29 protein-coding genes and 3 tRNA genes are annotated in these 24,138 nt (G+C 65.4%); 18 read left to right on the top strand and 14 right to left on the bottom strand.

Features of this window, described 5'->3' with window-relative positions:
* The first annotated feature begins 41 nt into the window (after positions 1-41).
* Both RIT73_RS03840 and RIT73_RS03835 read left to right on the top strand, forming a co-directional pair.
* Positions 42-115: transfer RNA gene (locus RIT73_RS03840), tRNA-Ile, on the top strand.
* Between the two features lie 153 nt (positions 116-268).
* Positions 269-341, top strand: a tRNA-Ala gene (locus tag RIT73_RS03835).
* Between the two features lie 87 nt (positions 342-428).
* Here the strand turns inward: RIT73_RS03835 and RIT73_RS03830 are convergent.
* The gene (locus tag RIT73_RS03830; RefSeq protein WP_309130730.1) at positions 429-1,205 is read right to left on the bottom strand and encodes an SDR family oxidoreductase; all 777 of its coding nucleotides are present in this window, start codon (positions 1,203-1,205) and stop codon (positions 429-431) included.
* A 75-nt stretch (positions 1,206-1,280) separates the two neighbouring features.
* Between RIT73_RS03830 and RIT73_RS03825 the strand changes: the two genes are divergently transcribed.
* From RIT73_RS03825 to RIT73_RS03815, 3 genes are all read left to right on the top strand, one after another.
* Positions 1,281-2,138, top strand: a complete 858-nt coding sequence (locus tag RIT73_RS03825; RefSeq protein ID WP_309130729.1) for a sigma-70 family RNA polymerase sigma factor — start codon at positions 1,281-1,283, stop codon at positions 2,136-2,138.
* Positions 2,135-2,560: a GNAT family N-acetyltransferase gene (locus RIT73_RS03820; protein WP_309130728.1), complete on the top strand. Its 426-nt coding sequence runs from the start codon at positions 2,135-2,137 to the stop codon at positions 2,558-2,560. The genes RIT73_RS03825 and RIT73_RS03820 overlap by 4 nt, the downstream gene beginning before the upstream one ends.
* 128 nt (positions 2,561-2,688) lie before the next feature.
* Positions 2,689-3,093: a four-helix bundle copper-binding protein gene (locus RIT73_RS03815; RefSeq protein WP_309130727.1), complete on the top strand. Its 405-nt coding sequence runs from the start codon at positions 2,689-2,691 to the stop codon at positions 3,091-3,093.
* A 12-nt stretch (positions 3,094-3,105) separates the two neighbouring features.
* Here RIT73_RS03815 and RIT73_RS03810 read toward each other — a convergent pair whose 3' ends face one another.
* Positions 3,106-4,158 (bottom strand): glycosyltransferase, encoded by a 1,053-nt coding sequence (locus RIT73_RS03810; RefSeq protein WP_309130726.1) that lies wholly within the window; start codon positions 4,156-4,158, stop codon positions 3,106-3,108.
* A 2-nt stretch (positions 4,159-4,160) separates the two neighbouring features.
* Positions 4,161-4,733, bottom strand: a complete 573-nt coding sequence (locus RIT73_RS03805; RefSeq protein WP_309130725.1) for a TetR/AcrR family transcriptional regulator — start codon at positions 4,731-4,733, stop codon at positions 4,161-4,163.
* Between the two features lie 143 nt (positions 4,734-4,876).
* Here RIT73_RS03805 and RIT73_RS03800 point away from each other — a divergent pair, with 143 nt between their 5' ends.
* The 11 genes from RIT73_RS03800 (at position 4,877) to RIT73_RS03750 (ending at position 14,458) form a co-directional block, all read left to right on the top strand.
* A complete protein-coding gene (locus tag RIT73_RS03800) occupies positions 4,877-5,632 on the top strand; it encodes a potassium channel family protein (protein ID WP_309130724.1) in 756 nt (251 codons plus the stop codon).
* Positions 5,633-5,798: 166 nt separating this feature from the next.
* Positions 5,799-6,533 (top strand): aquaporin Z, encoded by a 735-nt coding sequence (gene aqpZ, locus RIT73_RS03795; RefSeq protein WP_309130723.1) that lies wholly within the window; start codon positions 5,799-5,801, stop codon positions 6,531-6,533.
* A 7-nt stretch (positions 6,534-6,540) separates the two neighbouring features.
* The gene (locus tag RIT73_RS03790) at positions 6,541-7,776 is read left to right on the top strand and encodes an aminotransferase class I/II-fold pyridoxal phosphate-dependent enzyme (protein WP_309130722.1); all 1,236 of its coding nucleotides are present in this window, start codon (positions 6,541-6,543) and stop codon (positions 7,774-7,776) included.
* Between the two features lie 72 nt (positions 7,777-7,848).
* Positions 7,849-7,921, top strand: a tRNA-Ala gene (locus RIT73_RS03785).
* Positions 7,922-8,343: 422 nt separating this feature from the next.
* Positions 8,344-9,984, top strand: a complete 1,641-nt coding sequence (locus RIT73_RS03780) for a cation:proton antiporter (protein WP_309130721.1) — start codon at positions 8,344-8,346, stop codon at positions 9,982-9,984.
* Positions 9,985-10,182: 198 nt separating this feature from the next.
* On the top strand, positions 10,183-10,986 hold the full coding sequence (locus RIT73_RS03775) for a YsnF/AvaK domain-containing protein (RefSeq protein ID WP_309130720.1): 804 nt from the start codon (positions 10,183-10,185) through the stop codon (positions 10,984-10,986).
* A gap of 30 nt (positions 10,987-11,016) precedes the next feature.
* Positions 11,017-11,745, top strand: coding sequence for a hypothetical protein (locus RIT73_RS03770; RefSeq protein WP_309130719.1), 729 nt, complete (start codon positions 11,017-11,019; stop codon positions 11,743-11,745).
* A 31-nt stretch (positions 11,746-11,776) separates the two neighbouring features.
* Positions 11,777-12,340 carry an ATP-binding protein gene (locus RIT73_RS03765; RefSeq protein ID WP_309130718.1) on the top strand — a complete coding sequence of 188 codons (564 nt, stop codon included), beginning with the start codon at positions 11,777-11,779 and terminating at the stop codon, positions 12,338-12,340.
* Between the two features lie 70 nt (positions 12,341-12,410).
* Positions 12,411-12,722 carry a YtxH domain-containing protein gene (locus RIT73_RS03760; RefSeq protein ID WP_309130717.1) on the top strand — a complete coding sequence of 104 codons (312 nt, stop codon included), beginning with the start codon at positions 12,411-12,413 and terminating at the stop codon, positions 12,720-12,722.
* Positions 12,715-12,888, top strand: coding sequence for a hypothetical protein (locus tag RIT73_RS03755; RefSeq protein ID WP_309130716.1), 174 nt, complete (start codon positions 12,715-12,717; stop codon positions 12,886-12,888). The genes RIT73_RS03760 and RIT73_RS03755 overlap by 8 nt, the downstream gene beginning before the upstream one ends.
* 118 nt (positions 12,889-13,006) lie before the next feature.
* Positions 13,007-14,458 carry a glycosyltransferase family 2 protein gene (locus RIT73_RS03750; RefSeq protein ID WP_309130715.1) on the top strand — a complete coding sequence of 484 codons (1,452 nt, stop codon included), beginning with the start codon at positions 13,007-13,009 and terminating at the stop codon, positions 14,456-14,458.
* 7 nt (positions 14,459-14,465) lie between these two features.
* Here the strand turns inward: RIT73_RS03750 and RIT73_RS03745 are convergent, their stop codons facing one another.
* Genes RIT73_RS03745 through RIT73_RS03735 form a run of 3 tightly spaced genes read right to left on the bottom strand, consistent with a single transcriptional unit; the run spans position 14,466 to position 16,103 of the window.
* Positions 14,466-15,023 carry a DUF488 domain-containing protein gene (locus RIT73_RS03745; RefSeq protein ID WP_309130714.1) on the bottom strand — a complete coding sequence of 186 codons (558 nt, stop codon included), beginning with the start codon at positions 15,021-15,023 and terminating at the stop codon, positions 14,466-14,468.
* The gene (locus tag RIT73_RS03740; protein ID WP_309130713.1) at positions 15,023-15,241 is read right to left on the bottom strand and encodes a DUF2945 domain-containing protein; all 219 of its coding nucleotides are present in this window, start codon (positions 15,239-15,241) and stop codon (positions 15,023-15,025) included. Before RIT73_RS03740 ends, RIT73_RS03745 begins: the two co-directional genes overlap by 1 nt.
* A 49-nt stretch (positions 15,242-15,290) precedes the next feature.
* Entirely contained in the window at positions 15,291-16,103 is an 813-nt protein-coding gene (locus RIT73_RS03735) for an isocitrate lyase/phosphoenolpyruvate mutase family protein (RefSeq protein ID WP_309130712.1), read from the bottom strand.
* 83 nt (positions 16,104-16,186) lie between these two features.
* Here RIT73_RS03735 and RIT73_RS03730 point away from each other — a divergent pair, with 83 nt between their 5' ends.
* The gene (locus tag RIT73_RS03730; protein ID WP_309130711.1) at positions 16,187-16,915 is read left to right on the top strand and encodes a 3-keto-5-aminohexanoate cleavage protein; all 729 of its coding nucleotides are present in this window, start codon (positions 16,187-16,189) and stop codon (positions 16,913-16,915) included.
* Positions 16,916-16,948: 33 nt separating this feature from the next.
* Here the strand turns inward: RIT73_RS03730 and RIT73_RS03725 are convergent, their stop codons facing one another.
* The 3 genes from RIT73_RS03725 to argE all read right to left on the bottom strand — a co-directional run bounded on the left by RIT73_RS03725 (position 16,949) and on the right by argE (position 19,921).
* Positions 16,949-17,305, bottom strand: coding sequence for a DUF488 family protein (locus tag RIT73_RS03725; RefSeq protein ID WP_309130710.1), 357 nt, complete (start codon positions 17,303-17,305; stop codon positions 16,949-16,951).
* A gap of 154 nt (positions 17,306-17,459) precedes the next feature.
* On the bottom strand, positions 17,460-18,740 hold the full coding sequence (locus tag RIT73_RS03720) for an MFS transporter (RefSeq protein ID WP_309130709.1): 1,281 nt from the start codon (positions 18,738-18,740) through the stop codon (positions 17,460-17,462).
* Entirely contained in the window at positions 18,737-19,921 is a 1,185-nt protein-coding gene (gene argE, locus RIT73_RS03715) for an acetylornithine deacetylase (protein WP_309130708.1), read from the bottom strand. The genes RIT73_RS03720 and argE overlap by 4 nt, the downstream gene beginning before the upstream one ends.
* A gap of 102 nt (positions 19,922-20,023) precedes the next feature.
* Between argE and RIT73_RS03710 the strand changes: the two genes are divergently transcribed.
* On the top strand, positions 20,024-20,755 hold the full coding sequence (locus RIT73_RS03710; protein ID WP_309130707.1) for a pyrimidine reductase family protein: 732 nt from the start codon (positions 20,024-20,026) through the stop codon (positions 20,753-20,755).
* Between the two features lie 60 nt (positions 20,756-20,815).
* Here RIT73_RS03710 and RIT73_RS03705 read toward each other — a convergent pair whose 3' ends face one another.
* The 5 genes from RIT73_RS03705 to RIT73_RS03685 all read right to left on the bottom strand — a co-directional run bounded on the left by RIT73_RS03705 (position 20,816) and on the right by RIT73_RS03685 (position 24,113).
* A complete protein-coding gene (locus tag RIT73_RS03705; protein ID WP_309130706.1) occupies positions 20,816-21,610 on the bottom strand; it encodes an ABC transporter permease in 795 nt (264 codons plus the stop codon).
* Positions 21,607-22,350, bottom strand: a complete 744-nt coding sequence (locus RIT73_RS03700; protein WP_309130705.1) for an ABC transporter ATP-binding protein — start codon at positions 22,348-22,350, stop codon at positions 21,607-21,609. The genes RIT73_RS03705 and RIT73_RS03700 overlap by 4 nt, the downstream gene beginning before the upstream one ends.
* Before the next feature lie 16 nt (positions 22,351-22,366).
* On the bottom strand, positions 22,367-22,927 hold the full coding sequence (locus RIT73_RS03695; protein WP_309130704.1) for a helix-turn-helix domain-containing protein: 561 nt from the start codon (positions 22,925-22,927) through the stop codon (positions 22,367-22,369).
* 177 nt (positions 22,928-23,104) lie between these two features.
* Positions 23,105-23,299, bottom strand: coding sequence for a hypothetical protein (locus tag RIT73_RS03690; protein ID WP_309130703.1), 195 nt, complete (start codon positions 23,297-23,299; stop codon positions 23,105-23,107).
* 232 nt (positions 23,300-23,531) lie between these two features.
* On the bottom strand, positions 23,532-24,113 hold the full coding sequence (locus RIT73_RS03685) for a dihydrofolate reductase family protein (RefSeq protein WP_309130702.1): 582 nt from the start codon (positions 24,111-24,113) through the stop codon (positions 23,532-23,534).
* Positions 24,114-24,138 lie beyond the last annotated feature (25 nt).

Below are 24,138 nucleotides of genomic sequence, written 5' to 3'. Positions count from 1 at the left end.
GGCGCGACCGGTATATTTTTACTTCGGGTTCACCCCCGAAAGGGCCTATAGCTCAGGCGGTTAGAGCGCTTCGCTGATAACGAAGAGGTCCCTGGTTCAAGTCCAGGTAGGCCCACACCCTTTCGAGGAGGATCATGAAGAAGTGGATTCTCAGCAGTCTCACCTTGGTGGGATTGGGAGTGTTCTTCCGGTGGCGGCACAGGAACCAGAGTGCCCAGGCCGAATGGTCCAAATACACCGACTCGGTGTAGGGTGATCGCCCGTTTCAGGGGGTATGGCGCAATTGGTAGCGCACCTGCTTTGCAAGCAGGGGGTTAGGGGTTCGAGTCCCCTTACCTCCACAGAATATCGAGAACTGCCCCGTCATCCGGCGGGGCAGTTCTCGTCTCCGGGTCTGTGCCTGCGGAACGGGAACCGTCTTCCGCTGATCAATCACGTCCTGCGAGCAGAGCACCGGTCTGCCTCATCAGATACTCCTCCCATGAGAGGCTTCCACGCATGGTGGAGGCATCGCCGAGGTTGGCGCCACTGCGATACGCCCGACCGATCACGCCGATGAGGGGAACTGTCAGCAGCGGCCGCCGACGACCCTGGGCCTGGTTGTAGGTCTTGACCAGGTCCCGCGCCTCTTCCACGTGTGGACCGGCGATGTCCGGGACATGCCCGGAAGGTTCTCCCAGCGCGAGAGCGGTCAGCCGGGCCGCCACCTGGTCGCCGTCGACGGGCTCGAACCGCAGATCGCGCGGGACCACACGGAGAGTCGACAGGGTCCGGACGATCGGCAGGACGAAGTCGTGGAGTTGGGCGGCCCGAAGTATCGTCCACGGCATCCCCGAGCCCATGACGATGCCCTCAGCCTCGGCTTTGCGCCGGAAATAGCCGATGGGCATTCGATCGGCCCCGATGACGGAGATGAGCACCACGTGCTCGACCCCGGCACCCTGCGCCGCAGCGACGAGATTGGCGGCCGCCACCTCGTCTCCCCGGGGACCACCGGCGAGGTGAATGATCGTGTCCACTCCCGCCACCGCCTCGGCGAGGGCTCGGTTCTTCACTGTGTCGCCGCTCACATAGTCGACGCCGGGAGAGTTAGAGTGGGGACGACGAGTGAGGATGCGTACCTCACGGTCGGCCTCACGCAGCATCCGCACCACGCGGCTGCCGATGTTCCCCGTGCCACCGGTCACCAGAATCGGTTTGGTCATGATCGTCCTTCCTTCGTCACACCACGGCCTGTTCGACCGTCATCACCATGACGAGCGAGGACGAGGAGATGTGACATGGAACTGGCGGAGACGTTCGAGGAGCAGCGGCCCCGGCTGCGCGCACTTGCCGTTCAGCTGCTCGGCGGGACCGTCGATGCCGAGGATGCCGTCCAGGAGACGTGGCTGCGCCTGACCCGCAGCGACCCCTCGACGATCGAGAACCTGAACGCTTGGCTGACCACGGTGACCTCCCGGGTCTGTCTCGATCTGCTGCGCGCGCCGCGGCGCACCCGCGAGAGCTCGTGGCAGGTGGAGTCCTGGACAGAACCGGTCGACCCCGCTCCGGATCCTGCCGAGGCCGTCATCGAAGCCGACCGGATCGGCGTCGCCCTGCTCATGGTCCTGGACACTCTGTCGCCGGCGGAGAGAATCGCCTTCATCCTGCACGACGTGTTCGCCCAGTCCTTCGATTCCATTGCCGAGGTGGTCGACCGTTCGCCGCAGGCCGCACGTCAGCTCGCCTCCCGCGCCAGGCGTCGCCTCCGCGAGCATGAGGGACCGAGGGAGGCGGAGAGCCGCCGCGGAATGCGCCTCGTCCACGCCTGGCGGCGCGCAGTCGAGGACGGGGATCTCCGCGTCCTCCTCGAGCTGCTCGATGACAACGCGGTTCTGCGTGCCGACTACGGCGAACGGAGCGAGGTGATCGCCGGTGCCGGCGACATCGCGGCGCAGGCAGTGATGCTGGGCAGCCTCGCCGCCCGGTCGATCCCGGTCCTCATCGACGGTCGTCCCGGACTTGCCGCGATCCACAGCTCGCGGGTGGTCGCCGTTATGGCGTTCACCATCGTCGATGGGACGATCGTCTCCCTCGACGTGCTGGCCGATCCCACTCGCCTCCCCTCCCTCTCACAGCTGGAAAAGACGAGACCATGAGCGAGCTGTGTGCACGCACCCCACCTCCCGGAGTCCTCGGCTACCTCGACGACGAGGTGATCGGCTGGGCAGCCGTGGCGCCCCGGTCCGAGTTCGCCGAACTGGCCGACTCCGGTCGATTCCCGCGGATCGACGATATCGAGCCGTGGTCGATTCTCTGCCTGCGGGCCAGGGCCAGGCGCCGCCGCAGGGGTATGGGCCGGGAGCTGCTGCGCGGGGCGATCGGCTTCGCCCGTGACAACGGCGCCGAGGTGGTCGAAGGCTACCCTCTCGACACCTCGGAGAAGATGCCCCCGATCTTCACCTACCCGGGACTGCGGTCTATGTTCGAGGCAGCCGGCTTCACGAAGGTCGCGGACACCCTGTCTGAGGTGGGCGGAGTCAGGCGAGTCGTGATGCGCCTCGACGTCGGGCAACGGTGAGGCACCGGAAGAGCACGGGGAATGGACTGCACCGGTTGCGCTCCGGATCATGATGCGTAACGATCGAAACAGCAACCGCGGCGTCGCGGTCAGCGCGGCGTCGCCACCGACCGACAAGGGAGGTAGCCATGACGACTGCCGAGATGTTCAACTCCCATCCGTCCGAGACCAGGCTTGACCGAGAGCTCCTGACGCGCACGGTCGACGCTCTCCTTTCCTGTGCGCAGGCCTGCACCGTCTGCGCAGACGCCTGCCTGAGCGGCGAGGAGCAGGATGCCCGAATGGGAGAGTGCATTCGGACCGATCTCAACTGCGCCGATATCTGCGCGACCACCGCTCGCGTGCTGTCCCGTCATACCGGTGACAATGCCGAGGTCGCCCGTGCCCAGCTCGAGGCCTGTGTCCAGGCGTGCCGCTCCTGTGGCGATGAGTGTGAGCGACACGCGGACCACCATGAGCACTGCCGCATCTGCGCCGAAGCCTGCCGGACCTGCGAGCAGGCCTGCCGGGATCTGCTCGCGACGATGCCGTGATCCTGTCGAGGCTCAGGGGACAGAAGGATCGAGCATCGACTCGTAGGCGTCTGCTCCTGCCCTGGGGCCGTCGAGCGCTCGGAGTTCTGCACCCAGATTCGCCGCAGCCTGTGCGAAACCGTCCGTGAGGAGGTCGGTGATTGCGAGGCGGATCCGATCGGGAGTCGAACGTCGGCTGATCAATCGACCGGCTCCGGCTGCCTGTATTGCCCGACCCACAGCGGACTGGTCCGTGCGCAGGTCCAGCGGCAGGATGAGAACCGGAACACCATGGGCCAGCGCCGTCATTGCTGTGCCGTGACCGCCGTGTGTGACCACCAGGGACGCGCTCGGCATCACGGCGTGGTGAGGCAGCCATTCATGGACCTCCACCGAGTCCGGAATGGTGAGCTGCTCCGGTGTCACGTGCGGTCCGAGCGTGGCAATGGCTCGAATGGGCATGCCTTCGACTGCATCGAACAGCTCCTGCCACAGGTCAGTGAGGTGTCTGTAGGGATAGGTGCTCAGGCTGAGGAGCACAGTCGGAGGGCTCGACGGAATCGACGGGACGCCTCCGGTGACGGGACCGACGTGGACGACATGGTCGCGCTGGGGATCGAGGCGCTCCCAACTCGTCGCCACCGTCCCGATGGACCAGTTGAGAACGCGAAGTCCACGAACGCCTTTGAGACGGAGGACGATTCCGAACGGCCCGCGCAGCGCCGGCCTGAGATAGCCGTCGAAGAGATGGACGAACACGGCATATTGCCTGCCGGCGCTCATCAGCGTCTCCATGACGCCGAAGAGGAAGCAGTCGACGATGACGAGATCGGGACGGTTCTGCTCGACCCACCGGAGGACGTCTGTCCCATGTCCGCGATCAGCGAAGAGACTGAGCTCGCGGAGCCCGGTGTTCGCCTCGGAGTACGCGGAGAACGCCAGGCCTGCATCTCTGATGGTTCGCTCTTGCCCCGGATGGGCGAGGAAGGTGATGAAGTGCCCGCGTGCCGACAGCTCACCGGCGACAGCGAGCATGGGCGGCAGATTGCCTCCGCCATCCCACGTGACGAAGACGATGCTGGACATGGTCAGTCCTTCCCGGCCATGGCGAGGATCGCTGTGACCAGATGCTTGATCCGAGATTGGGTGGCTTCGACGCTCCGGCCATGATCATGGCGGAGCAGTTTCCACGTGGAGAGGTCAGTGGCAACGATGAGAAGGTCGAGGAGATCTGCATCGTCGTCGGGAGCCAAGGAGTTTCTGACCCAGCGCCGGTGCAGATCACGTCCTGTCTTCGCGATCTGGGCCGCGAAGTCATCAGTGCGTTCCTGAGCGAGGAGCATCAGCATCATGGCCCCGCGTTTCTCATAGTGGTCGACGAGGACAGCAACAGCATCGTCGATGGTGCTGTCGGAAGCTCTCCGTTCGGAGGTGACAACCGCGGCCATGTAGGCGACAGTCTCCTCACGCAGTCGTTCCTTGGTCCCGAAGTGTCGCAGAATCGTCTGCACGCTGACACCTGCTCGCTGAGCAACATCGTTGAGCGAGATCGTGGCGAACAGGCGTTCGGAGGTGAGTTCCACGTACGCATCCTGAATGCCGCGCCGAGTGCTTTCCACAGCCTCGGCTCGCGCGGTCATCCGGTAGGCACGGCTGGTCATGCTTCTCAGTATGGGAGCCCGGAGTATTCGTGTCAATGGGTATTAACATGAAAGTTGAGCCGCAATCGGACAGGATCGCGCAGAGATTTTCAGAACCTGTGATGGAGACCTCGATCGGAGCGAACTGAACTAGAGTCGTCGTCGTGAACTCAGACCGTTGGCAGCACATCATGGAATGGCCACTTGTGGTGGCTGCGCTCATCTTCCTCGGCGCTTACAGCTGGCAGGTGATCGGACAGCCGACCAGTACGCGTGCCGACATCGCCGTGGCCCTGGTCATCATCCCGTGGTTCGTCTTCGTCGCCGATTATGTTGTCAGCCTGTATCTCGCCGACGACAGGTGGGCGTGGTTCCGTCACCATCTCTTCGACCTCGCCGTCATCGTCCTGCCGCTGCTGCGGCCCCTGCGCGTGCTGCGCGCGATCACGGTCATCCACATCCTCAACCGGACCGTCGGCACAGCTGTGCGCGGTCGGATCCTCATCTACACCGCCTCGGCGTCGGCACTGCTCGTCTATGCCGCAGCGCTTGCCGTCCTCGACGCCGAACGCGGGACCGAATCGGCGATCAACACGTTCGGCGACGCCATCTGGTGGGCCTTCGTCACCGTGACCACCGTCGGCTACGGGGACATGGCACCGGTGAGCGGGGTGGGGCGGATGCTCGCGGTGTGCCTGATGCTGGGAGGAATCGCACTCCTCGGTGTCGTCACCGGAACGCTGGCGTCCTGGATTGTCGAGAAGGTGTCGACGGATGCGGAGGAGAACCAATCGGCCACCGTCGCCCACATCCATGCCCTCGAGGCCACGATCGCGGCGCTGACTCAGCAGATCGAGACTCTCGGCGGGAAGGCGGCGCCCGGATCTGAGGATCCGCAATCGCTGAAGACGGAGAGATGAGCACTGAGTGCGAGCACTCGCAAAGAACGTTTCTGTAAATATCCGGTGAACGAGCCGCTGAAAGCGTCAGTTCGGTGCTACGTTGAAGTGAACCTGCAGGACAGCGGAGTGCCTTGGTCTGAGTGAGGGTGTCCGTTCACTGCTCCCCTCTGAGAAGGACAGACACGTGGATACCGAAGCACACGCAGTGGACATCGAATCGCAATTGCCGAGCACGGGAGCCCGTTGGGGCGCCGAGGCGCTGGGCACATTCCTCCTGGTCCTCGGAGGTGTCGGCACCGCGGTTCTCGCCGGTGAGCACGTCGGCTTCCTCGGAGTCGCCCTTGCCTTCGGACTCACAGTGGTCGTCGGCGCCTATTCCTTCGGCCCGATCTCCGGCGGCCACTTCAACCCCGCCGTCACCGTCGGCCTGGCCACCGCCGGCCGGTTCGCGTGGAGAGACGTGCCCGGTTACATCGGCGCTCAGATCATCGGCGGCCTCATCGCGAGCACCCTGCTCTTCCTCATCGCCACCGGACGCGATGGTGCGGACCTGAAGAACTTCGCGTCCAACGGCTATGGGGCGGCTTCCCCCGACGGCTATGGGCTGCTGTCCGTGGCCCTCGTCGAGATCGTTCTCACCGCGGTGTTCGTCATCGTCATCCTCGGAGCCACCGCACCCCGGTCGACGCCCGCCGCCGCCGGCCTGACGATCGGGCTCAGCCTGACACTGATCCACCTCGTCTCGATCCCCGTATCGAACACTTCGGTCAACCCCGCCCGCTCGATCGCGGCCGCAATCTACGGCGGAAGCGAATCCCTCATCCAGCTGTGGGCGTTCCTGGTCTTCCCAATCGTCGGCGCGCTGCTCGGCGGATTGGTCTTCAAGCCGCTGCTCGACGGCATCCGCAAGACCGTCTGAGTCGCAGTTGGAGAATCTCATCGCCGGTCGCGAAGAATCGCGGCGCCCCGACAAACGCAATCCCGGCTCCCTCGCCTTCGCCACCCAATCCGTCCACGGCGGAAACGAGGCCGACGGGACGGCTGCCATCCGAACTCCCATAGTGATGGGCAATTCCTACCGCTTGCCCGAGGATCCTTCCGACATGGATTGGTCGGGTACCGAGGTGCTCGCCTACACCCGCAACTCGGGACTCAACCAGATCGGTCTGCAGAAGAAGCTCGCAGCTCTTGAGGGAGGCGAGGAGGCGGCTGTGCTCGCCAGCGGAGTGGCCGCGATCCACAGCGTCTTCTTCACCTTCCTCAATTCGGGCGATCACGTCGTCGTCGGAGACGTCACATATGAAGCCGTGTGGAAGCTGCTGACCGATCTGCTGCCGAGGAAGTACGGGATCGAGGCGAGTTTCGTCGATCTCACCGATATGGACGCCGTGCGCGCGGCCATTCGGCCGAACACGCAGCTCATCCACGCCGAGGCCATCGCCAATCCGACCACGAAAGTCGTCGACATCTCGGCGCTCGCAGATCTCGCACACTCTGCGGGGGCTCTGCTGTCGATCGATTCGACTTTCACGCCCCCGCCCCTGTTCCGACCGCTCGACCATGGGGCCGACCTCGTCATCCATTCGCTGACGAAATTCATCAACGGCCATGGAGACTCCATGGGCGGAGCAGTGATTGGTGCCTCATCTCTGATCTCGAGGCTCAAGTCGGAGGCGATGGTCGATGTCGGTGGAACGATCTCCCCATTCAATGCCTGGCTGATCATGAGGGGCTCGGTGACTCTGCCGCTGCGCTTGCGCCAGCACATGGATTCCGCGATGGCAGTGGCACGATTCATCGAACAGGATCCACGCATTGCCTATGTCCGTTACCCGGGACTGAGGTCCCACCCGCAGCACGATCTCGCCCTCCGTCAGTTCGGCGCTCGAGGATTCGGTGCGATGATGGCGTTCGCCGTCGCCGGCGACACGGACACTCAGAACCGATTCGTGTCCCGCCTGCGCGTCATCACCTCGGCGTTCTCACTGGGACACGATGAGAGCCTCATCGTCCATGTCGGCGGTGACGCTCGCGGAGGATCTGAGAGCTACCCCGAGGAATTCCGTCGATTCGGCCACTTGCGTCTGTCCGTCGGCCTCGAGGATCCGGCTGACCTCATCGCTGACATCTCCTGCGCGCTGGACGAGACCTTCGCAGGCTGAGAGGCGGCGATTGTCCCCTCAGTGACCGAGCGAGTAGGATGAACACTGCTGGAGCGATGCACTGTCGCCTCCGGGGGTATGGCGCAATTGGTAGCGCACCTGCTTTGCAAGCAGGGGGTTAGGGGTTCGAGTCCCCTTACCTCCACTCGAGAAGCATTGAGACAGCACTCGCGGCACAGGCCTCGGACCGATTTGGTCCGAGGCCTTCGTCGTGTCCACCGCGTCGGCCCTGCGCGGAGAGGTGGTTCCAGTCGATGTGGTTCATTCACCGAGTCCGCCACCAGGAGAATGCCAACATGTCCCACCTGCGAGAAGCCGTGGAGCGGCGGAATGGTGACTTCCCACGTACGGGATGAGCCGCGGCTCGCGAGATGCCCTTCAACCTCCGACATCAGCTCGCAGAGGTTCGGGCCCCGAGTGACGTCAGGATCATTGACCCCAATTCGTTGTGCACAGATGGACCCGTGAAGCGGCTTCTCACGGTAGCTTGGTGAGAGAAGCCAGTACCTCTTGCCCGCGGTTCGGCCGTGAGGTCGAATCGCCGCTGTCGCGGAAGAGGGGATGCACGTGCATGACATCGTCCTGACCATCGTCGTCGCCGCGGTCTTCGGCGTGCTTGCCCACGAGATCAAAGTGCCCGCCCTCGTCGGGTTCCTCGGTGCCGGCTTCCTCCTCGGCGCGCTGGACGTCGCGCTCTTCCCCGGATTGGAAGAACTGGCCAACCTCGGGGTGACCCTTCTCCTGTTCACCATCGGTCTCAAGTTCGACCTGCGCTCACTGCTGCATCCGGAAGCGTACGGAACTGCGCTGATCCATATGTTCGCCAGTGTCATCCTCGGCGGCGTCACCGTCGCATTGGCGGTCACCATCGGAATCGCCGACCTCGACGGTGACTGGCGGACCCTGGCTCTGCTCGGCTTCGCCCTGTCGTTCTCCTCGACCGTGCTCTGTGTCAAAGTTCTCGAGGAGCGTTCCGACGACGGCTCCTACTACGGGCAGACGGCGATCGCGATCCTCGTCATCCAGGATCTCGCCGCAGTCGTGTTCTTCACGCTGACGGGAGACGAACCACCGAGTTTGTGGGCGTTCGCACTGATCCTGGTGATTCCCGTGATGTGGGTCGTCCGCAGGGTGCTCGATCGAATCGGGCACGGGGAACTGCTCGTGCTCTTCGGGGTGGTCATCGCACTGGGACCCGGCTATTACGCTTTCGAGAGCGTCGGGATTCACGGGGACCTGGGCGCTCTCATCATGGGTGCCCTCCTCGCCACGCACTCGCGAGCGATAGAACTCTCGAAGGCGCTGTTCAGCGTCAAGGAGCTCTTCCTCGTCGGCTTCTTCATCGTCATCGGCATCGAGTCGACGCCGACCTGGGAGGACCTCGAGCTCGCCGGCCTGCTCTGTCTCATCCTCATCCCCCTCACCTTCATCGGCTTCGTCCTGCTCGGTCGCCTGTTCGGTCTTCGCAATCGGACGAGCATCAGGAGCAGCCTGGCACTGAGCAATTTCTCGGAGTTCTCGATCATCGTCGTGGTTGTCGGGGTGGCCGGCGGACTCTTCGCCGAGCACTGGATCTCCCCGATCTCGCTCGCAGTGGCGCTGAGCATGATCATCTCCTCCGTCGCCAACGCTCACAGCTTGGCGATCGCGGCCTTCTTCGAAGACCTGATGCCGGATGAGAAGCCGACGAAACTGCGCCCACAGGATCGCCCGATCGACACCAGCGGCGCCGACGTCGTGGTGCTCGGCATGGGGCGAGTGGGCAGAGCGGCATATTCGCGGCTCGTCGACCATCGTGGGCTCAGGGTCATCGGCATCGACAACGACCATGCGGTGGTCTCGCGCCTCAAGGAGCAGGGCTACGATGTCCTCGAAGGGGATGCGACCGATCATGAGTTCTGGCAGCGCCTTGTGGCAGGCGGGTTCGTGCCCACGGTCATCCTGGCCATGGCCATCCACGACTCCAATGCCTTCGCTCTCGACCAGCTGCGCGCAGCCGGTTTCGACGGGCACATCGCCGCTGTGGTCCAGCGGCCTGACCAGGTTGACCACCTCGAAGAGGAAGGAGTCGAAGCCATCGTCAACATCTATGCGGGAGCGGGTTCTGCCGTCGCCGACGCTGCCGTGGCCCTGTTCGAAGGCGAGGAGCCCAGTGGGACCGTGACGGAGCGCTCGCCCGAGGAAGATCCGCCGGTGCTGGACGATTGAGCAGGGCAATTCGTGCCCCGGTGCAAACGAACTTGTCACTTCGCGGTGGTTTTCGCTGAGTCAACGCGCGGGTCTTCCTGCTGACTGCCGCCTGTGGTTACGGTGGGGCCACGCGCAACGGTCCCGCGGACTTCCGATCGCGGACCGGGGCGCAGCTCCAGCAGCACCGAACCAAACGCAACTGCAAGGGAGAACACCATGATCACCAAACAGAACATCGCGCAGATCCTCGACAACGGCGGCAAGGTACTCGGACCCGACGGTGACAAGATCGGCTCGATCGGCCAGGTCTACGTCGACGACCGGACGGGAGAGCCCAGCTGGGTGACTGCGAACACCGGACTGTTCGGAACCAAGGAATCCTTCGCTCCCCTGGACGGCGCGACTATCGACGGTGACGACATCCGCATCGCATTCGACAAGGACACGGTCAAGGATGCTCCCAGCATCGATCCCGAGGGTCACCTCAGCGAGCAGGAGCAGGCGGAGCTGTATCGGTACTACAGCGTCTCCGACGGCGGCCCCGCGGGCGGCGTTGCCGGAGGGCAAACCGACCGCGGTCTCGGGGACACCGACCGTGGTGCGGTCGGACACGACACCTCGGGACCGACCACGGATGAGGCGATGACCCGCTCCGAAGAGGAGCTCCACGTCGGCAAGGAATCCCGCGAAACCGGCCGGGCCCGCCTCCGCAAGTACGTCGTGACGGAGAACGAGACCAGAACTGTGCCGGTGGAGCGCGAAGAGGTCCGTGTCGAGAGGGAGCCGATCACGGACGCCAACCGTGACGAAGCCCTGGACGGCCCCGCCATCAGCGAGGAAGAGCACGAGGTCACCCTGCACGAGGAGCGGCCGGTCGTCGACAAGGAGACGGTCCCCGTCGAACGCGTGCGCCTCGACAAGGAGAGGGTCACCGACGAGGAGACCGTCAGCGACGAGGTCCGGAAGGAGCGAATCGAGACCGACGGAGAAGGGATCGATCCCCGCGAACGTCGAGGATGACACTGCACGAGTCCTGAAGAGGGAGCCATCATGAGCACGAACCCAGGACCGGCCCGCGACGGGTCGGACGACCCTGCATTCGGCAACGACCTCGGCTACGGGAGGGACCGCGGTGACCACCTCGGTGCCCACGGCGTCGACCGCAACCGCGACGGTGCCCACGATCCGGATCGGGGCACCGACCGCGAGGCCGCGCGGGATCCGCGCGATCACCTCGTGGAGCGGGAGAAGGAGGCGTTCGGAGGGGTCAAGATCGGCTCGGCATTCTTCGGCTGGCTCACCGCCGTCGGCTCTGCGGTCCTGCTGACCGCGCTGGCCGGCGCGGTGGGTGCCCTCATCGGAGGAGCGACCGGCACCGATGCGGTGGGCCAGGCCATGCGTGACCCTCAGTCCGCGGGGATCATCGGGGCCATCGTGGTCGCCGTGATCCTGTTCATCGCCTATTATTGCGGCGGGTACGTGGCCGGGCGAATGGCGCGGTTCAACGGTGCCAAACAGGGCGTGGCCGTCTGGCTGTGGGCTGTCGTCATCGCCGTCGTCGTGGCGGTCATCGGCCTCATCACGGGATCGCGATTCGACGTCATGTCCCAGCTGAGCAGCTTTCCCCAGGTCCCCGACCTCAGCAAGCTGACGACCGGGAGCATCATCGCGGCCCTCGTGGCCCTGGTTGTGACACTCGTCGGTGCGATCCTCGGCGGACTGGCCGGTATGCGGTTCCATCGCAAGGTCGACCGAGCGAGCCTCATCGACAACCGGTGAGAGCAGAATTCGGTAGGAAAGGGATGGAACGATGGCAGAAACCGTGATCCTGGTCAATGGGCTTCCCGCCTCTGGCAAGTCGACACTCGCCTCCGAACTCGCCGAGGCGGCCGACGTTCCGTTCCTGTCCGTCGACGAGGTGCTCGAACGACTGGTGGATTCCGTGAACTATCGGTTTCCCCGCGATCCCGCTCACAACCTGGCCCACAGAGTGGCATGGGAACTTGCCTCTCTGGTCGACGACACGGTGGTGATCGAGTCGTTCTGGGCAATCGAGCGTGATCGCGACAGTGTCCGGGAAGGACTGCGCACGGCGGGTGCCCGGGCGGTTGTCGAGGTGTGGTGTGATGCCCCGCTGGAAGAGGCCGTCGAACGCTATGAGAATCGTGACCGCCACGGCATCCACGAGGACGATCCGAATGACATCGAGCTGTGGCGGACCAGTGCGCCGCTCGAATTCGGTCCAGTCGTGCGCGTCGACACGAGCTCCGAATCCGAGAAGGCGTCGGCGACCGAGATGCTCGCCGCAGTGCGGGAGGCCCTGGCCGAAGCCGAGGAATCGGAATCGCGCGCGGACATCCCCTCGCTGGGATGATCAACATCAGAGTCACGGCACCCGGGCGAGACTTCACAGCACCATTGGAAATCCGAGAGAAGGAGGCAACATGAAGGGCAAACTTCTGCTGGCAGCAGGGATGGGGATCGGCTATGTTCTCGGTTCACGAGCGGGACGGCAGAGCTATGAATCGCTCAAAGCACGGGCACAGGAACTGTGGAACGACCCCAAGGTTCAGGACCGGGTTTCCGACATGCAGGAGACCGTGAAGGAGAAGGCGCCGGTCGTGCAGGAGAAGGCCGAGGAGGCACTGAAGACCGCAGGCCATGAAGCGAAGAAGGCCGGCGGAGACATGAAGTCGAAGATGTCCGGCGACGACGACAGGCCAGGACAGACCCCGACGAAGGATCTCCATGGCTAAGATCTCCGACTCCGAGCATTTCGGCGCCAGCCAGGAAGCCGTTCAGGCGGAGCTGGGAGTCATCGCGGCCGAATGGGAGCAGCAGGGGCGCGTCGAATCTGTCGTGGACAAGGACACGGGCGAAATCCATCCCGACGCCGAGCAGGAGCTGCTCAACCGCTTCTGAACGCTGTCTCCTCTGAGACCGACATCTGCGGCGCGCCCGGAACCCGGGCGCGCCGTTTGCTGCTCTCGCAGCTGTATTGTGACAATGCAGGTTGACGCGAGAGATCAAAGGGGACCGTGTGGCTGCCATCAGCAGATTCGCCGGTGTGCGGCGCAGGCTCACGCGGTTTGCGGCCCGGTTGGCTCAGTTCCGGGTCAACGCAAGCGATTCAGGTCCCACAGCCAGTGACTCCACCGCACGGGTGTCGGTGATCATCCCTCTGTTCAATGCCATGCCGTATCTGGTCGAACTGCTCGACTCGCTGGCCGCACAGGACATGGACCCTGCGCTCTTCGAAGTCATTGCTGTCGACGACGGTTCGACCGATGGCGGTGGCAATCTCCTCGACGAGTTCGCCTCCCGGCATTCCAATTGGCGGGTCATCCATCAGAAGAACAGCGGGTGGCCGGGCCAACCGCGCAATGTCGGCATCGACGTCGCTGCCGGTGACTATGTCTTCTTCTGCGATGCCGATGACAGGCTCGGTCCCGAGGCGCTGCGTCGGATGGTGGCATTCGCCGATGAGCACGGCGTGGACGTTCTCGCGCCTCGCCTCGTGGCACTCGGTGGCCGCAGAGTCCGTTCTTCTCTCTTCACCGACACCGTCGTCGACGTCGATGCGCGCACGGTGCTGGCCACTCTGTCGCCGCAGAAGCTGATCCGCCGCGAGCTGCTCGAGAAGCACGGGATCCGGTTTCCGGAGGGGAGGGTCCGCCTCGAGGACGGGATGATGCTGACCCGGTGCTATCTGCATTCCCGCCAGACCGCGATCCTCGCCGACTACGACTACTACTACCTCCGTCGGCGCGATGACGGGAGGAACATCAGCTCCCAGGGTGTGAGGCCGCGAGACTATACGAAGTCCGTGGTCGAACTCGCGACCATCATCGAGGAGCTGGAGCCCGATCCCGATCTCGCGGAGCTCATGGTGCTCGACCTCCACCAACGCAAGGTGCTGCGCTTCTACGAGCCCGAGCGTTTGAGCCTGATGTCGTCACTGACCCGGCGCAGGTGGGTGAAGGCCCACTCCCTGTTCATGGAGCGGTTCATCCCCGAACGGTTGGACGCTGAGCTGGAGTTCCCCTTCCGGGAGCGCTCGCAGCTCATCCGTTCCCGTGACGTCGCAGGGCTGCTGTCCCTGGCCGAGACGCAGGAGCTGCTCGACCAGAATCCGCATGCGGTGCGGGTCGTTGCCGACGAGGAGATGGTGCGCTTCGAGCTGGAACTGGAGCCGAGCGGCGATGTCGAGATCGTCCGGATCGTGGCCCGGGCACGCGATGCCGGCGCCGAGGCGGCGGCCACATTCGCAGTCCAGTGCGCCGACGCTGCTCACCGGTTCGTGCTGCCGCGGGCCGATCTCGCGGGACTGGGTCCGGTTGTCGCCGATCTGTTCGTCGAACTGCGAGCGAATGGGATCGACGGGCCGCCTCGGCGACTCCGGGCTGACGCGGATGAGCTGCCCCTGAGTGCGGACTGGTGTCGGGTCTATGCCACGGTCAAGGGCAACCTCAGCGTGGACCTGCGCGGGTGAGTGGCCGTCAATCCTCCTGGTCCTCCGTCGGCGGATAGGTGACGCTGCCGTCATCGTCGATGACCGCGCCTGCGCTCAGCTCTGCCGGCTTGACCTGGCCCTTGCCGAGAATGTGCTCGACCGAGAGCTCGCGGGCCAGCAGGTTGTCGGCGATCAGCCGGCGATGGCACCTCCACCACACAGCTTCCGAGCACATCACCGCCGGCCGTGCGGACTCGCCCCATGTGCGGAGTTCGTCGAGGCTCGCGCGGAACTCGTCCGAGAGGGCATGGTCGGCGTAGTTGTGGAAGCTGCGGTTCTTCCACCATGCGTTGACCTCGAAGGGAATCTCCTTGCTGACGTTGCGTCGACCGGTCAGTCCTTGGGCTCGGCGCAGCCCGATGTCCGCCTCGGTGAGTGACTGTGCGAGGGAGTCCTCGTTGAACTGCGGGTACTTCTTCGAGCCTGGGAGCCTGCGGACATCGACGACCAGATCGATGTCGCTCTCCCGGAGCAGCTCGATGAATTCTTCGATGGAGCGATTGGAGTGACCGATGGTGAAGAATGCGCTCGCGGATTCAGCCATCAGTCATCGTCGGCCGGGCTCAGCGCCGATTCCTTGTGAGCGGCCACGTGATCGGTCTTGTCACTCTTGATCTCGTACTGGGGATCGTCCTGCGACGCCCGCCGGTTGTGGCCCTTGTAGTCGAAGTCCTCGGTGTGGATCTTGGTGATCGTCCCAGAGACCATTCCGGCCTCGGAGTTCCATTTCACGTGGTCACCGACCTTGAAACGATGCGACATGGCTGCTCCTCACGTTCCGGGCGGCCCGGGCGTGGAGGCCGAACACGGGTCAGCGCCCCGGGCTTTCTGCGACCATATCGCAGATTTCGGGGTAGGAATACGTCGATCTGGGTCTCGCATCCGGATCGGCGAAACCGCAGGCTGCATTAACGGCTGCGGTCAGGGCGGTGCGATAGAGCAGTGATCCGGTGCTGATCCGCGCCACCCCGACCTCCGCCAGCTCAGACTTGGTCGACCCCGGGATCGCAAGGACGTTGACGGGCAGCGAGGTGCGCTCGGTGATCGTCGCGATCGTGCCACGGTCGAGGTTTCCGGGGACGAAGATCCCGTCGGCACCGGCGACGGCGTAGCGATCGATGCGATCGAGTGCCTCGGCGAGGTCGTTCACCCCGGTCCAGAAGATATCGGTGCGGGCATTGACGAACAGTTCCGGGTGGCGATCCTTGACGGCCCTGATCTTCGCGGCGTGAATGCCGGGATCGGTGACCTCGCCGTGGGCCGAGTCCTCGAGGTTGATGCCGCGAATCGGCGAAGTGACTTCCATGACTTCCACCAGCTCATCGACTGCGGCCACGACCGCTGCAGGGTCCTGACTGTACCCGTTCTCCATATCGCACGACAGCATCGGCGCCGCGTCGAAGTCGCTGATCCTGCTCAGGAGGTCGAGGTTGTTCCGCCTGGTCAGCGCGAGTTCATCGGGGAGACCGGCGGACGCCGCGACGCCGAGGCTCGTCGTTCCCACGGCGGGAAACCCCGCCTCGGCGAGGGCGAGGGCCGAAGCGACATCCCAGGCGTTCGGAAGCACGAACGGGTCTCCCGGGACATGCAGGGCGAAGAAATCCGAGGGCGATTGATCAGTCATGAGGTCAGTGTATTGCGCACCCGGTGCCGAAATGACGGTCGCGCGACCGCTCCCATGTCCGGAGCATTGGCTACCGTGGGAGCATGCTCAAAGTCTGCGTCAACGGTGCCCGCCTCCCGACCGAGCATCCCCGACTGACCGCCGATCCGACAGCCATCGCCGAGGAGGCCCGGGCGTCGATCACGGCGGGCGCCGCGGCTGTGCATGTCCATCCCAAGTCTCCCACCGGTCACGACAGCCTGATCGGGGCCGATGTCGATCGATTCGTCACAGCGATCCGAGCGGCGTGCCCTCGGGTGCCGATCGGAGTGACGTCGGGAGCGTGGGCGACGTCTTCGCCGGCGGACAGGCTGGAGGCGATCAGGACGTGGACGGTCATACCCGACTTCGTCTCGGTGAACTGGCACGAGGAGGGGGCGGATGAGGTCGCCGAGCTGCTCATCGGCATGGGGGTCGGCGTCGAGGCGGGACTCTGGCATCTCGAGGGGCTCAGCCGCTGGAGGAACTCACCGTCGCGATCCCGCTGCCTGCGAGTCCTGATCGAACTGCCCGATCTCGCCGGGGTCGACGAGATCACCACGATGGCGACGGAGCTGGTCGAATCGGTGCGGGCGGCGGAGCCGGAGCTGCCGATCCTCCTTCACGGAGAGGAACGATCGACTTGGCCCGCCCTCGATCTGGCCGTCCGATGGGGCTTCGACACCCGCATCGGCCTCGAGGACACTCTGATCCTCCCCGACGGACGACGGGCGCGGGACAACGTCGAACTCGTGGCGACCGCGTTTGAGCGCATCAGGAGCAGTGGACTCTGAGCACGGTCTTCGACAGCCGGGTCCGAATCGGAATCAAGTCTCAGCGAGCACCTCGGCGATCACGGTCGCCTCACTGATGTCGTCACGCTTCGATGCCGTGAGCAGCGTCAGCCTGCCCTTCTCCGCATACCTGCGCAGCGTGGCCAGTGCCTCGGCGCGGTCCTCATCCGCGAGCTCCGTGCGGTACCTGCGGGAGAACTCCTCGAACTTCTCGGGATCATGGGAGTACCACTTCCGCAGTTCGGTCGATGGTGCCACGTCCTTGCACCACTCGGTGAGCTCGGCACGGTCCTTGCTCACTCCCCGCGGCCAGAGACGATCGACGAGGACACGAGTCACGTCGCTCGGTGCGGGATCGTCATAGACCCGGCGGACGCGGATGTCGGTCATCGTATGCTCCCCTCGTCGTTGAGGCCAGTGTAGGACTTCCGCTCCGGCCCCGGACTTGTGGCGTCAGCGCGCGGAGCACTGAGTCCGGAACGGACACGAGCGCCCCACCGGATGACCGGCGGGGCGCTCGTGGGGCAGGGGCTGCCTGCGGCGATCAGCGCAGACCGTAGTGCCGGCGGATGACGAACAGTCCGAGCAGGGAGATGACTGCGATTCCCATGTAGTACAGGCTCGGAGAGTTGAGCGAACCCGTGACGTCGAGCAGCCAGGTCAGCACCAGGGGTGCGATTCCCCCGAGCAGGGTGACCCCGATGTTGTAGGAGGCCGAGAGGCCCGTTCCACGCACTTCGGCGGGGAAGAGCATCGACATCAGACCGGGCAGCGGCGCGAAGTAGAACGTCATCAGCAGACCGAGGATGGCGATGACGAGGACGAAGACGGGGACGCTGCGCTGAGTGACGATGAGCTGGAACAGCGGCCACGCGAGCACCAGGGCAGCCATTGCCGTGTACGTCATGATGGTGGCGGGTCCGACCCGATCCGCGAGTCGGCCGACCAGCGGCGAACCGACGAGGGCGATGAGACCGGCCACCACACCGCCGAGGTAGGCGGAGTTCGGCGAGAGGCCGAGATTGCTCGTGGCGAAGGTCGGCATGTAGAGGATGAGGTAGACCGAGATCGTCGCCACGCCCACCGCCGCGGCTCCGGCAGCCACCCGACCGCCGTGGCGGCCGAAGGTGGTCAGCAGCGGGGATTTCTCCGGAGCCCTGGAGCTGAACTCCTCTGTCTCGTCGAGGCGAGCACGGATGTAGAGTCCGACGGGGCCGACGAGCAGACCGATGATGAAGGGCACCCGCCAACCCCACGAGTAGAGCTGATCGTGGGTGAGCATCGTGTTGAGGGCGAACCCGAACGCCGAGGCGAGCAGCATCGACGCGCCCTGGCTGGCGATCTGCCAGGAGGCGTAGAACATCTTCTTGTGCGGCGCGGTCTCGACGAGGAAAGTCGTGGCGGTGCCGAACTCCCCGCCGGCGGAGAATCCCTGGATGAGGCGCGAGACGAGGATGATCAGAGCACCCCAGATCCCCACCTGGGCGTAGGTCGGGGCGACGGCCATGAGCAAGGTGCCGACCATCATCAGCATCAGGGTGAGCGTGAGCGCGGCCTTCCGCCCCCGCCGGTCGGCGAGGCTGCCGAGCACGAGTCCGCCGAAGGGGCGGATGACGTAGGAGATCGCGAACGTGGCGAAGGTGAGGATGAGTGCGAAGACGGGGTCGCCCTCGGGGTAGAAGAGCTCCGAGATCACGACTGCGAACGACGCGAAGACGATGATGTCGAACCACTCGAGAGCGGCGCCGATCGACGAGCTGATTACGGCCTTGCGGGCGGCGACGAGCTGCGCTGGGGTGGCCTGGACGGTGAGTGAAGTGGTCATGCAAGTCTCTGTTCTGCTTCGTCGCCCAGATCAGCGATGAGGGAGTCGAGGAACGACTCGCACGCCGCGATCTGTTCGAGTTCGATGAATTCGTCGGGAGCGTGGGCCTGCGCGATGTCGCCGGGTCCGCAGACCACCGTGGGAATGCCGGCTTCGGCGAAGAGTCCCGCTTCCGTTCCGTAGGTCACCTTGTCGTCACTAGCGATTCCGCCCCAGCGGCGGGCGAGGTCGACGATGTCCGCCGAGGCGGGGGTTTCGAGCCCGGGTGCTGCGGCCTCGATGTGGAAGTCGACTCGCGCGGCTTCGTTCTCCGCCTGCATCGCTGACTCAATCCGCCGGGCCTCCGCGCGGAATCGCTCGACCAGCGCTTCGCGGTCGACGTCTCCCAGGGACCGGAATTCGAAGCGCAGGGTGCATTCCGCGGGGATCGTGTTGACGGCGATCCCGCCGTCGATCGTGTTCGCCGTGACCGTGGTGAACGGGACGACGTAGGCCGAGTCGAATGGGCCGTCGGCTCTGAATTCCGCGGCCACCGAGTGGACGAAGCTCACGAATTCCGCGGCTGCGGCGATCGAGTTGACTCCCTCCGGCGTCAGCGAGGAATGCGCGGCGACTCCGTGGAAGTCGACTCGGAAGACGTTCATCGACTTGTGCCCGCGGACGACGCGCATGCTGGTCGGCTCCCCGACCACGCAGCCGCGGGGTGCGAGGCCCTTCTCGGAGAACGCCTCGACGAGGCCGATCGCGCCGACGCAGCCGACTTCCTCGTCGTAGGAGAACGCCAAGTGGACGGGCTCTGCGAGTTCGGTGGAGACGAGTTGGGGCAGGCGGGAGAGGATGATGCCGATGAAGGACTTCATGTCGGCGCTGCCCCGGGCGTAGAGCCGTCCCTTGCGGATCTCAGGGGTGAACGGTTCGCTGCTCCAGTCCTGACCGTCGACCGGCACGACGTCGGTGTGGCCGGACAGGACGATGCCGCCGGTCGTCGAACCGTCGCGGGCGGGAATCGTCGCGAGGAGGTTGGCCTTCGTGCCTTCCGGGTTCGTCACCCGCTCCGATGTGATCCCAGATGCGCCGAGGCGGGACTCGATGTGCTCGATGAGAGGCAGGTTCGTCTCCCGGCTGGTGGTGTCGAAGGCGAGGAGATCGAGGATCTCCGAGAGAGCGGCGTCGGATGGCACGGGGGCTCCTGACTGGTGGACGGTGAACGACCGGCCCACCTTAGTTGAACGATCAACTGGCGTCGCCGAGGTGATCGCTGGGCGAGACGGTATCGTCGAACCATGGGACTGACTCAGCTGCTTCCGGTGCCGCAGACCGGCGTCACACTCGACGAGGCGTTCGCCTTCAGTGCAGAGGAGACCGTGCGCGCGGTGTTCATCGCCGCCGTCGACGGCGCCGCGAGCCTCTTGGGGAGAGCCGGTGGTCTGGCCAATTCGTGGGACAGGCAGCTCTTCTCCCTCAACCGGGCCCTGGCCGACGTGATCCTCGTCGGGGCCGGGACGGCGCGGACCGAGGGCTATGGTCCCGCCGAGGATGACCCGCAGTGGCGCCACCTGCGGCAGGGCCGCAGCGCCACCGCGTCGCTGGCGGTCGTCTCACACGGGCTGGGCTTCGACTTCGACTCACCGCTCTTCACCGAGGCCCCCGAGGATGCCCGGACCATCATCGTCACCTCCGCCCAGGCTCCGAAGCGTGCCCGTGAGCAAGCGGCTGAGGTCGCCGAGGTGATCGTCGCCGGAGAGCTGACCGTCGACCTCCCGGCAGTGATCCGTGCGCTGCGCGAGCGCGGCCACTCACGGATCGTGTGCGAAGGCGGGCCCCGGCTGTTCACCGACCTGCTGCGCGCCGATCAGGTCGACGAAGTGTGCTTGACTCGCAGTCCCACTCTGGTCGCCGGCTATGAGACAGGCATCCTCAGCGGCGCCGAATTCGCCACACCCCTGGACCTCGACCTCGAGCGCGCCTACGCCACCGATGACAGCTACCTCTACCTCCTCTACCGGCGGGTCTGAAACCTAGACCCGGCGGGCCTGAGGCGCCCTCTGCTGAGCGAGCCTGGTTCCTCAGACGGCTCACACGTTCGTCAGGCGACGCCACGAGTGGACGATGAGGAAGAGTGACACGGGAGTCACAGCCGCCGCTGTCAGCAGATGGGGCAGCCCGATCGCTGCCGCGGAGGCGGCCCCGCCCATTCCGGTCCACAGCGAGGGCACCGCATAGGGGAACCAGGGACCACCTCCGAGGAGGACAACGATCTGGGTAAGTGCGACGACTCCGACCAGACACCCGACAGTTCCGAGCTGACTGCGGGTGATCGTGGCCAGCCATCCGAACGGCAGGGCCAGGCCGGTGCCGAGAAGCCCGGAGGCAAGCGCGATTCCGGCCCCGCTCCACGCTCCGGCGAACGATGCCCCGGCACTCGCCGCGACCGCGGCCGAGGCAGCCAGGGTCAGTGCCACGGTCACGAGTACGCAGAGTCCTGACCAAGCCAGCACGACGAGCGCCTTGGCCAGAGCGATCGTGGCTCGAGGCACCGTCAGCGCGAACAGTGCTCCCGCACTCCCACTCTCGAATTCCCGTCCGAACGACCAGGCGAGGACGAATCCGGCGGCGAACAGTGACCCGATCGACAGCACCTGGCCGCAGACCAAGAGATGAGTGGCGACGAGATCACCCGTGGAGTACGGAGCCAGCTTGGCCGACGCCGCCCCCACCGCGAGCGGGGACCGAGCCAGAGCCACGGCGCCGACGCTGACCGTCGGCACCAGCACGATGAGCAGCAGTCCTGCCACCCGCGCGATCAGGGAGCGGCGAAGCTTGAGGGATTCGACCGACAGTGCCGCGGCCAGTGCGGAGACCGAGCTCAAGACCTCCTCCGGCCTCTGGCATCGGTGGCCCTGACGTCGGCGTCGAGCACCATGGCGAAGAACCTCTGTTCCAGGTCGGTGCCGCCGGGTTCCAGTCGCCCGATCTCCCGTCCGTCGTGCAGCACGACGATCTCATCGGCGATGCGTGCGACCTCGTCGAGGTGGTGACTCGAGACGAGGACCGCCGCCCCCTCGGCGGACAGGTTGCGGATCAGTTCGCGAACGAGGACCACGCCTTTCGGATCCAGCGCGCTGGTCGGTTCGTCGAGAATCAGTGCGGACGGTCGATGGAGGGTGGCAGAGCCGATGCCGAGGCGCTGGCGATTTCCCATGGACAGAGATCGCGCCGGGCGGTGTCGCCACGAAGCCAGGCCCATTGCCTCGACAGTGGCGCTCGCCATGAGCGCAGCATCCCGTTTGACCGCACCGTGGAGGCGGGCGGCACAGCCGAGGTTTTCAGCAACCGTGAGTTCCGGGTAGACCAACGGGGCGTCGACGAGGTGACCGAACCGGGAGGCGATCCGGGGAGGAAGTCTCGCCGGATCGTGCCCGAGCACCCTCACCTGTCCGGCGGTGGGGTGCAGGCGGCCGGCGAGCGTCCGCATGGCCGTCGTCTTGCCTGCACCGTTGAGGCCGATCAGAGCGGTGACCTGACCCGGCGGGATCACCACGGTGAGGTGATCGAGTGCGACGCGACCGGCGAAGCTGTGCGAGACGTCATCGATGTGGAGACCGATCATCGGAGACCGACCGCAGTCATGAGGGATCCGGAGCGAGCTGGGTCAGAGCGTGGCGGACGAGGCCGGCCAAGGTGGTGTCATCGGGCGCGGTTCCCCAGGCCAGAAGGGCCGCGGTGGCTGCGGCCAGGCAGACGGCGGCGGCGACGGTGGCGTCAAGGCGCTCTGCCCCGTCGGAGACCAGGCGCTCGACGATCGCCTGCTGCGTTGCCTCCGTGCCGACGGCTGCGGCGGCGCGCAGGGCCGGCGACTCGGCGACGAGGGCGACCCGGCGCTTGGCTGTGGCGTCCTCGAGCGCGGAGATGTCGCCGAGGGCCGCCAACAGCCCCCGGCGGGTGCGCTCAAGAGGTGCAAGGTCGACGGGCTGGGTGCCGATCGCCTCGGCGATGAGTGGGTCGTACGGATCGGTGACGAGGACGGCGTCCTTCGTGGGGAAGTGGCGGAAGAACGTCATCGGCGTGATGCCCGCAGCTTCGGCGATCTCATTCACCGTGGTCGCGTCATACCCCTGGCGCTCGAAGAGGTCGAGCGCGGCATCGAGGATGCGGGCCCTGGTGCGGAGAGCTCGAATGGTGACCACCAGCCAAATGTTAGTCGATAACATTTAATGCGGCAAGACGACGCCCCCGAGACCCGTGCACCGAGGCCACAGCGGTCATGAGGCCACAGCCCAGTTCAGCAGGCGGCTCCTGCATTCGTGTCGGCCTCGGCAGCGGCCGAATCGCCCGCCGATGAGCACGATCATGGCGATGGCCGCTCAGCCGATGCCGGCGACCGCCCACAGCGCGAGCAGGCTCAACGTGAGAGCGGTGAGGCTGCCGACGATGTTGGCGAACACGCTCCGGTCCGCGAAGCGGCCGCCCACGACGACTCCGATGAGAGCTCCGATGCCGAAGGCCGTGAGGACGCCGGGCACGAACTGGTGGGAGATTCCTGCAACCTGTGTGAGCAACGGCGAGAAGTAGGAGAAGGCGGCGAACACCGAGGTTTGGAACAGCGCCGTCGTGCCGAGCGCCAGTCAAATGCGTGGTCCCTCGAACGCGGCGAGCTCGGCCGCGAGGATTGCGGCCAGGCGAAGGTTCGAGCCACTGCCATCCGCCACGGTGCGAGTCGTTCCTCCCGGGCCGGGATCCGCGTGGCGGTGTAGTCGCTGAGAGCGCGCAGGAACACAGCGACCGCGCTCATCAGTGCAGCGTGGGGCGGTAGGTCAGCTCCTGGATCCGACCGTCGAGGGTTCGGTGCTCGATGAGTTCGAGGTCGAAGTCCTCGGCGTCCTCGAAGATCCGCTGAGTTCCGGTCCGACCCGTGATGACGGGGAAGACCGTGACCTGGACGGCGTCGACGAGCCCGGCAGCCATCAGCGCCCGGTTGAGCGACAGGCTGCCGTGCGAGCGCAGCGGAACCTCGGATTCGCGCTTGAGCGCTGCCACCACCTCGGCCGCATCACCGGAGACGAGAGCCGCATCGGGCCAGTCGAGGGGTTCCTCCAGGGTCGAGGACACCACCGTGGTCGGCAGATGCTTCATGCGCGTATTCACGGGATCCTCCGCTTCGGATTCCGCCGTGAGGGTGCCGAGGTACATCTGGAACATGCGGAAGGTGTTCGCGCCGAGGACGAGGTGCATGGCCTCCTTGTACTGGGCCGCGCGCCGGTCGAGGAACTCGGGACCCTGCTTGCCCCAGTACCCACCCCAATCACCTTCGGGCCCGAACGATCCGAACCCGTCGAGGCTGCAGAAGACATCGAAGGTGTACGTGGCAGCCATGGTTCTCCCCGGCGAGCATCGGTGG

Source organism: Brevibacterium sp., from assembly GCF_031179145.1.
Lineage (GTDB): Bacteria > Actinomycetota > Actinomycetes > Actinomycetales > Brevibacteriaceae > Brevibacterium.
The sequence above is the reverse complement of the archived record's forward strand: the minus strand, read 5'-3'. Positions and strand labels throughout refer to the sequence as shown.